The organism is Neorhizobium galegae (assembly GCF_017877055.1).
GTDB classification, from domain to species: Bacteria; Pseudomonadota; Alphaproteobacteria; order Rhizobiales; family Rhizobiaceae; genus Neorhizobium; species Neorhizobium galegae_D.
In genome coordinates this window covers 2162086-2168922 of record NZ_JAGIPG010000001.1, presented here as the reverse complement: position 1 = coordinate 2168922, position 6837 = coordinate 2162086, and the positions used below count along the sequence as shown (strand labels likewise).

At 62.7% G+C, this 6837-nt stretch carries 7 protein-coding genes and 1 pseudogene; 7 read left to right on the top strand and 1 reads right to left on the bottom strand.

The annotated features are described in order from the left end of the window. Positions 1-195, top strand: a pseudogene (locus J2857_RS10240) (3-keto-5-aminohexanoate cleavage protein); the annotation flags it as partial. 119 nt (positions 196-314) lie between these two features. Here J2857_RS10240 and J2857_RS10235 read toward each other — a convergent pair. Next, positions 315-626: a helix-turn-helix domain-containing protein gene (locus J2857_RS10235; RefSeq protein ID WP_210010107.1), complete on the bottom strand. Its 312-nt coding sequence runs from the start codon at positions 624-626 to the stop codon at positions 315-317. Between the two features lie 93 nt (positions 627-719). On the opposite strand from J2857_RS10235, the gene J2857_RS10230 reads away from it, so the two are divergent. The 6 genes from J2857_RS10230 to mnhG are packed head-to-tail and all read left to right on the top strand — an operon-like array spanning position 720 to position 6759. Beyond that, positions 720-3641 carry a monovalent cation/H+ antiporter subunit A gene (locus tag J2857_RS10230; protein ID WP_210010106.1) on the top strand — a complete coding sequence of 974 codons (2922 nt, stop codon included), beginning with the start codon at positions 720-722 and terminating at the stop codon, positions 3639-3641. Next, positions 3641-3979, top strand: a complete 339-nt coding sequence (locus tag J2857_RS10225; protein WP_210009959.1) for a Na+/H+ antiporter subunit C — start codon at positions 3641-3643, stop codon at positions 3977-3979. The genes J2857_RS10230 and J2857_RS10225 overlap by 1 nt, the downstream gene beginning before the upstream one ends. After that, positions 3976-5607 (top strand): monovalent cation/H+ antiporter subunit D, encoded by a 1632-nt coding sequence (locus J2857_RS10220; RefSeq protein ID WP_210009958.1) that lies wholly within the window; start codon positions 3976-3978, stop codon positions 5605-5607. The genes J2857_RS10225 and J2857_RS10220 overlap by 4 nt, the downstream gene beginning before the upstream one ends. Then, positions 5607-6083, top strand: a complete 477-nt coding sequence (locus J2857_RS10215; protein WP_210009957.1) for a Na+/H+ antiporter subunit E — start codon at positions 5607-5609, stop codon at positions 6081-6083. The genes J2857_RS10220 and J2857_RS10215 overlap by 1 nt, the downstream gene beginning before the upstream one ends. Then, positions 6080-6361: a K+/H+ antiporter subunit F gene (locus tag J2857_RS10210; RefSeq protein ID WP_037084596.1), complete on the top strand. Its 282-nt coding sequence runs from the start codon at positions 6080-6082 to the stop codon at positions 6359-6361. The genes J2857_RS10215 and J2857_RS10210 overlap by 4 nt, the downstream gene beginning before the upstream one ends. Beyond that, a complete protein-coding gene (gene mnhG, locus J2857_RS10205) occupies positions 6358-6759 on the top strand; it encodes a monovalent cation/H(+) antiporter subunit G (RefSeq protein ID WP_210009956.1) in 402 nt (133 codons plus the stop codon). The genes J2857_RS10210 and mnhG overlap by 4 nt, the downstream gene beginning before the upstream one ends. The last annotated feature ends 78 nt before the right edge of the window (positions 6760-6837 follow it).

The following is a 6837-nucleotide window of genomic DNA, read 5'->3' as shown; positions in this document are numbered from 1 at the left end:
AAGGAAGAGAACATTCTCTACGACCGCGACGAGCACGGCGAATATTTCCAACTCTACAGCATGACCTATGGCGAGGGCTTCTTCTTCGAGATCGTTGAACGGCGCGCCTATCGCGGCTACGGCGCCCCAAACGCCATCTTCCGTATCGCGGCGCTCAAAAAGGCGCTCAGGCCTGAAGGCATGCCGAGGGTCTGAGCGGTACCTCGCGGGTCCTCCATGGCACGGGGCATCAATTGTGGGGCTCCGCATCTCAAGCGCCGGGATCGCTCCGTCACCAATTGGTGACGCCCGTTTAGAGCTGCGCTCCGCTCGACTTATTGCGGGGTCTGCACGGCCCTCGGACAGACGCCGAAATGGCCACCTTCCATATGGACGAAGGCAACGCCGCCTTCCTCGAAGGCGAGGCGCAACTGCGCTTCGGTCGCACGATGGAGATCATGGCGGCTGCCTTCGTAATCGCGAATGGTGCTGCGCGACACGCCCGACCGGTCGGCGAGATCGGTCTGCGTCCAGTCCAGAAACCCGCGGGCGGCCCGACACAGGGCCGGCGTCAAAATTGCGTTCTTTGTGGCTTGACCCATCTCACCAAACTGCCCATATTGGTCAATATCTTTCATATATGGCAATTTGGGTTCGATTGCTAGATGGAGCATTCGCAGGCATCTTCGCATCAGGCGCTTTGGCGAATGCGCAGTACATAGAAAGGCCGGAGCATTGGGATAACGTCAGGACCATATCTTCTTCTTGTTGTTCTGGTCCTGCCTTTCCTTGGAAGCCTGGTCTCCGTATTTCTGCTGCGAACGCGCTCGCGCGTGCTGCCGTCCTGGGTGGCCGGCGCCACCGCGTTTCTCTGCCTGCTGATCGTCGCGGGCTTCTATCCGAGCGTCACCAATGGCGGCGTGCTGCGCTTCGAGGGCACGTGGCTGCCGCAGCTTGGCCTCAACTTCACGCTGCGCATGGATGGTTTCGCCTGGCTGTTCTCCATGCTGATCGCCGGCATCGGCTTTCTGGTGGTCGTCTATGCCCGCTATTACATGTCGGAAGACGATCCGGTTCCGCGCTTCTTCTCCTTCCTGCTCGCCTTCATGGGCGCGATGCTCGGCATCGTCGTCTCCGGCAACGTCATCCTTCTGTCGGTGTTCTGGGAACTGACCAGCATCTTTTCCTTCCTGCTGATCAGCTACTGGCACAACAATGCCGCAGCCCGCGACGGCGCCCGCATGGCGCTGACGATCACCGGGATCGGCGGTTTCTGTCTGCTGATCGGCTTGCTGCTACTCGGCAACATTGTCGGCAGCTACGACCTCGACAAGATCCTGGTGGCCGGCGACGTCATCCGCGGCCATTCCCTCTACGTGCCGGCGCTGGTCTTCATCCTGCTCGGCGCCTTGACCAAGAGCGCCCAGTTCCCGTTCCATTTCTGGCTGCCCAATGCCATGGCGGCGCCGACCCCCGTTTCCGCCTTCCTGCATTCGGCGACCATGGTGAAGGCGGGCGTCTTCCTGCTGGTGCGCTTCTGGCCGGTGCTCTCCGGTACCTATGAATGGTTCTACCTAGTCGGTCTGGCCGGCATCATCACGCTGGTGCTCGGCGCCTATTTCGCGATGTTCCAGCAGGACCTGAAGGGCCTGCTCGCCTATTCGACGATCAGCCATCTCGGCCTCATCACCACGCTTCTCAGCCTCGGAAGTCCTTTGGCAACGGTCGCGGCGATCTTCCACATGGTCAACCATGCGACGTTCAAGGCATCGCTGTTCATGGCGGCCGGCATCATCGACCATGAAACCGGCACGCGCGACATGCGACGATTGAGCGGGCTTTTCCGGTATCTGCCCATCACGGGCACGCTGGCCATGGTGGCGAGTGCCGCCATGGCTGGCGTTCCTCTGCTCAACGGCTTCCTGTCGAAGGAAATGTTCTTCGCCGAGGCGGTCGAGACCCACGCGGATTCCATTCTCGACCGCATCCTGCCCTATGTGGCGACACTCGCCAGCGCCTTCAGCGTCGCCTACTCGCTGCGTTTCATTCACACGGTCTTCTTTGGACCGCCGCCGACCGACCTGCCCAAGCCGAAGCCGCATGAGCCGCCGCGCTGGATGCGCTTTCCGATCGATCTTCTGGTCATCGCCTGCCTGGTCGTCGGCATCATTCCGGCGATTTCGATCGGGCCTTTTCTCCATACCGCCGTCGTCAGCGTGCTTGGCCCCGAAACCCCGGAATACAGCCTGTCCATCTGGCATGGCGTCAACCTGCCTCTGATCATGAGCGCGATTGCGCTCATCGGCGGCACGCTGCTCTATCTCTCGCTCCGGAAATATCTCGCGACCTGCGAGGACGGCCCGCCGATCCTGCGCAACCTCAAGGGCCAGCGCATCTTCGAGCGGATTCTCGTGGAAGTATCGTGGCGCTGGGCCCGCACGCTCGAACGGCGCTTCGGCACCCGCAACCTCCAGCCGCAGCTTCGCTGGGTGGTGGCGACCGGTTTCCTGGCGGGGCTGCTGCCGCTCTATCTCTCCGGTTTCGAGACGCGCGAAATCGCCTTTTCCGGCATTGATCCGGCCTTCGCGGCGATCTGGTTGCTCGGCATCTGCCTTGCCTTCGCTACCGCCTATCTCGCCAAGTATCATCGCCTGGCGGCACTCGTCATGCTCGGCGGCGTCGGGCTGATCGTCTGCATCACCTTCGTCTGGCTCTCGGCGCCGGATCTGGCGATCACCCAGCTTCTCGTCGAGATCGTCACCACCGTCCTCCTTCTTCTCGGCCTGCGCTGGCTACCGAAGCGAACGGAGGGGATGGTCGAGGCGATCAGCCTCCGGGCGCGCTTCCGCCGCTTCCGGGACCTGGCGCTTGCCGTCGTCTGCGGCATCGGCATGTCCTTCATCGCCTATGCCGTCATGACGATGCCGGTGCCGGACGCTATCGCCAACTATTTCCTCGAAAACGCCTATTCCGAAGGTGGCGGGCGCAATGTCGTCAACGTCATCCTGGTGGATTTCCGCGGTTTCGATACGCTCGGCGAGATCGCCGTGCTCGGCGTCGTGGCGCTGACCGTCTTCGCGCTGCTTCGCCGCTTCCGTCCCGCCGCCGACAGCATGGACCTGCCGGAGCAGCAGCGGATTCAGAACAGCTTTGACGAGGATCGTCCAGAGCGTTCGGCCGGCGATACGGTGCGCGACTACCTGCTTGTCCCCTCCGTCATCATGACCTGGCTTTTCCCGGTGATCATCACCTTCGCCGTCTACATCTTCATGCGCGGTCACGACATGCCGGGTGGCGGTTTTTCGGCCGGGCTGACGCTGTCGATTGCCTTCCTCCTGCAGTATCTTGCCGGCGGGACGCGCTGGGCGGAAGATCGTCTGCGCATTCTGCCGCTGCGCTGGATGGGGGCGGGCATACTCACCGCGTCGGCGACGGGTATCAGCGCCTGGTTCTTCGGTTACCCGTTCCTGACCTCGCATTTCCAGTATGTCGAGCTGCCGCTGATCGGCAAGATGCCGGCCGCCACCGCACTGCTCTTCGATCTCGGCGTGTTTTCGCTGGTGGTCGGTTCTACGGTCCTCATCCTCGTGGCGCTGGCGCACCAGTCGATCCGCATCAACCGCCTGCGGGCGATCGATATTGCCAGGACGGAGGAGGGCTGATGGAACTCGTTCTTGCCACCGCGATCGGCGTGATGACGGGCTGCGGGGTCTGGCTCATCCTGCGCCCGCGCACCTATCAGGTCATCGTCGGCCTTTCGCTTCTTTCCTATGCCGTCAACCTGTTCATCTTCGGCGTCGGCGGGGTGAAGACCAATGTTCCGCCGATCCTCGTCGATGACGTTCCCACCACGACGCTCGCCGATCCGGTGCCGCAGGCGCTCGTTCTGACGGCCATCGTCATCGGGTTTGCGACGACCGCGCTGTTCCTCGTCGTGCTGCTGGCCTCCCGGGGTCTGACGGGCACCGACCATGTCGACGGGAGGAACGACCCGAAATGAGTGGCTGGACCCATCACCTCATTATCGCGCCGATCCTGGTGCCGCTGGTCGTCGCCGCACTCCTGCTGTTCTTCGACGAGCGCCAGCGCGTCGTAAAGGCGATGATCAGCCTCGCCTCGACGCTGATCCTGGTCGTCGTCTCGCTCGCGCTTCTGCGGATCGAAAGCGGCCCGAACGACTTCGACGGCGTCTATCTTCTCGGAAACTGGGTCGCCCCCTTCGGCATCGTGCTGGTTCTTGACGCGCTATCAGCGCTGATGTTGCTCCTGACCGCGCTGCTCTCGGTCGCCACACTGGTCTTCTCGCTGGCCCGCTGGCATGCGGTCGGCGCGCATTTCCACACCATGTTCCAGCTTCTGCTGGTCGGCTTGAACGGCGCCTTTCTGACCGGCGATCTGTTCAACCTCTTCGTCTTCTTCGAGGTCATGCTGGCGGCATCCTACGGGCTGCTGCTGCACGGCTCCGGCCCGCTGCGCGTCAAGGCGGGCATGCACTATATCGCCGTGAACCTGGCCGCGGCACTTCTGTTCCTGATCGGGGTAAGCCTGATCTACGGCACGACCGGCACGCTCAACATGGCCGATCTCGCCGCTCGCATTCCCGATATCGAGCCGGACCGCATGATGCTGATGGAGGCGGGAGCGGGCGTGCTCGGCATCGCCTTCCTCATCAAGGCCGGCATGTGGCCGCTCTGCTTCTGGCTGCCGACGGCCTATAGCGCGGCGTCGGCCCCGGTTGCCGGCATCTTCGCGATCATGAGCAAGCTCGGCATCTACATCATCCTGCGGCTGACCATGCTGCTTTTCGGCGAAGGCCCGTCCGCCGGTTTCGGCGCCGACGTGCTTCTCTACGGCGGGATGGCAACCATCATATTCGGAACGATCGGCGTCTTGGCCTCGCAGGCGCTCGGAAGGCTGGCGGGCTTCTCGGTTCTGGTCTCGTCCGGAACCTTGCTGATGGTGCTTGGCATCAATGACGGGGCGATCTCGTCCGGCGCGCTGCTCTACCTCGTCAGCTCGACATTGACGATCAGCGCCTTCTTCATGCTGATCGAGCTTGTCGAACGCGGCCAGGATGCCGGCGCGATCGTGCTTGCCGTCACCATGGAGGCCTATGGCGACGCGGATGAGGATGAGCCAGAGGAGGGCGATGGCGTCACCATGCCGGGCACGATGGCGGTCCTCGGCATCTGCTTTGCCGCCTGCGGCATCCTTTTATCCGGCCTGCCGCCGCTCTCCGGCTTCATCGCCAAATTCGCCATGCTGTCGGCGATGATGGGCACGGGCGCGATCGGCGTGCCGCCGACGGCGACCGTCTGGGTTCTGGTCGTCCTCGTCATCCTCTCCGGCATCGCCGCGCTGATCTCGATGACCCGCGCCGGCATCCGCACCTTCTGGAGCTCGCTCGAAGGGACCGTGCCGCGCGTTCTCGTCATCGAGATCGTGCCGGTGATGTTCCTGCTGTTCCTGACGCTCGCCTTGACCGTCCAGGCCGGGCCCGCAATGCAGTATATGGACACCACGATCCGCAGCCTCAGCAATCCGAGAATCTATATCGATGCGGTCCGCAATGCGGCGGCGGTGCCGGATTATGAGGGCGTCTCCTCGACCAACGCAGGGAGCAAGTGATGCTGCCCTATCCTTTGCTCACCCTGTCGCTGATTCTGATGTGGCTGCTGCTCAACGGCTTCACGCCCGGCCATCTCGTGCTCGGCATCCTGGTTGCCGTGTTCGCTTCGTGGGCGATGGCTTCGCTGCGTCCGGACAAGCCGCGGCTCGGCAAATGGTACCTGCTGCCGAAGCTGTTCGGGATCGTACTCTACGATATCGTCAAATCGAACATCGCCGTCGCGCGGGTTATCCTCAAAGTTGGCCGCCGCAGCCACAATCCCGGTTTCCTGACCGTCGAGCTGGATATCGAGAACCATACGGCAATCGCGGTTCTGGCCGTCGTGCTGACCAGCACGCCGGGATCGGCCTGGCTGGAGTATGATTCAAACGACAAGACGGTGTTGCTGCATATCCTCGATCTGGACAACGAGGCGGAATGGCGCAACACGATCAAGAACAGATATGAGAAGCTGCTGATGGAGATTTTCGCATGAGCGCCATCATTCTCTTCAGTGCGGTCTCGCTTGCCCAGCTGATGCTGGCGGCGGCGATGGCGATCGCCTCTGTGCGCATGTTCCGCGGCCCAAGGGCGCAGGACCGTATCATCGGTCTCGACACGCTCTATATCAACGCGATGCTGCTGCTGGTGACCTTCGGCATCGGCACCGGCCGGGTGATCTATTTCGAGGCAGCGTTGGTCATGGGAATGCTGGGCTTCGTGGCGACTGTGGCGTTGGCGAAATTCCTGATGCGCGGGGAGGTGATCGAATGATGCAGTCTGCCGCCGACATGCCCGTCTGGGCAGCAATCGCCGTCGCGTTTTTCCTGCTGGTCGGTTCCGGCCTGGCGCTGATCGGCGCGATCGGCTTCCTGCGCCTGCCGACCTTCTACGAGCGCATCCACGCCCCTACACTCGGCACTAGCTGGGGGATCGGCGGCGTCATGCTGGCCTCGATGATCTTTTTCACGGTGTCTTCGGGACGTCCGGTCTTCCACGAGATACTGATCGGCATCTTCGTGACGGTGACCACGCCGATCACCTTCATGCTCCTGGCCCGCGCCGCTCTCCACCGCGACCGTGCGGAAGGCAACGGCAATGTTCCGGACAAGCCGAACAGGAGCCAGGCCGCCCGGGACGTCCTGGGCGAGGGCGATACCCAGAGCGGGTAGGGCGCCCGGCGACGGTTGATGGCTGTCGATATCTCCGGTCCGTTGGCTGGGCGCGATGTCCGTTTTTTCCTGATGACA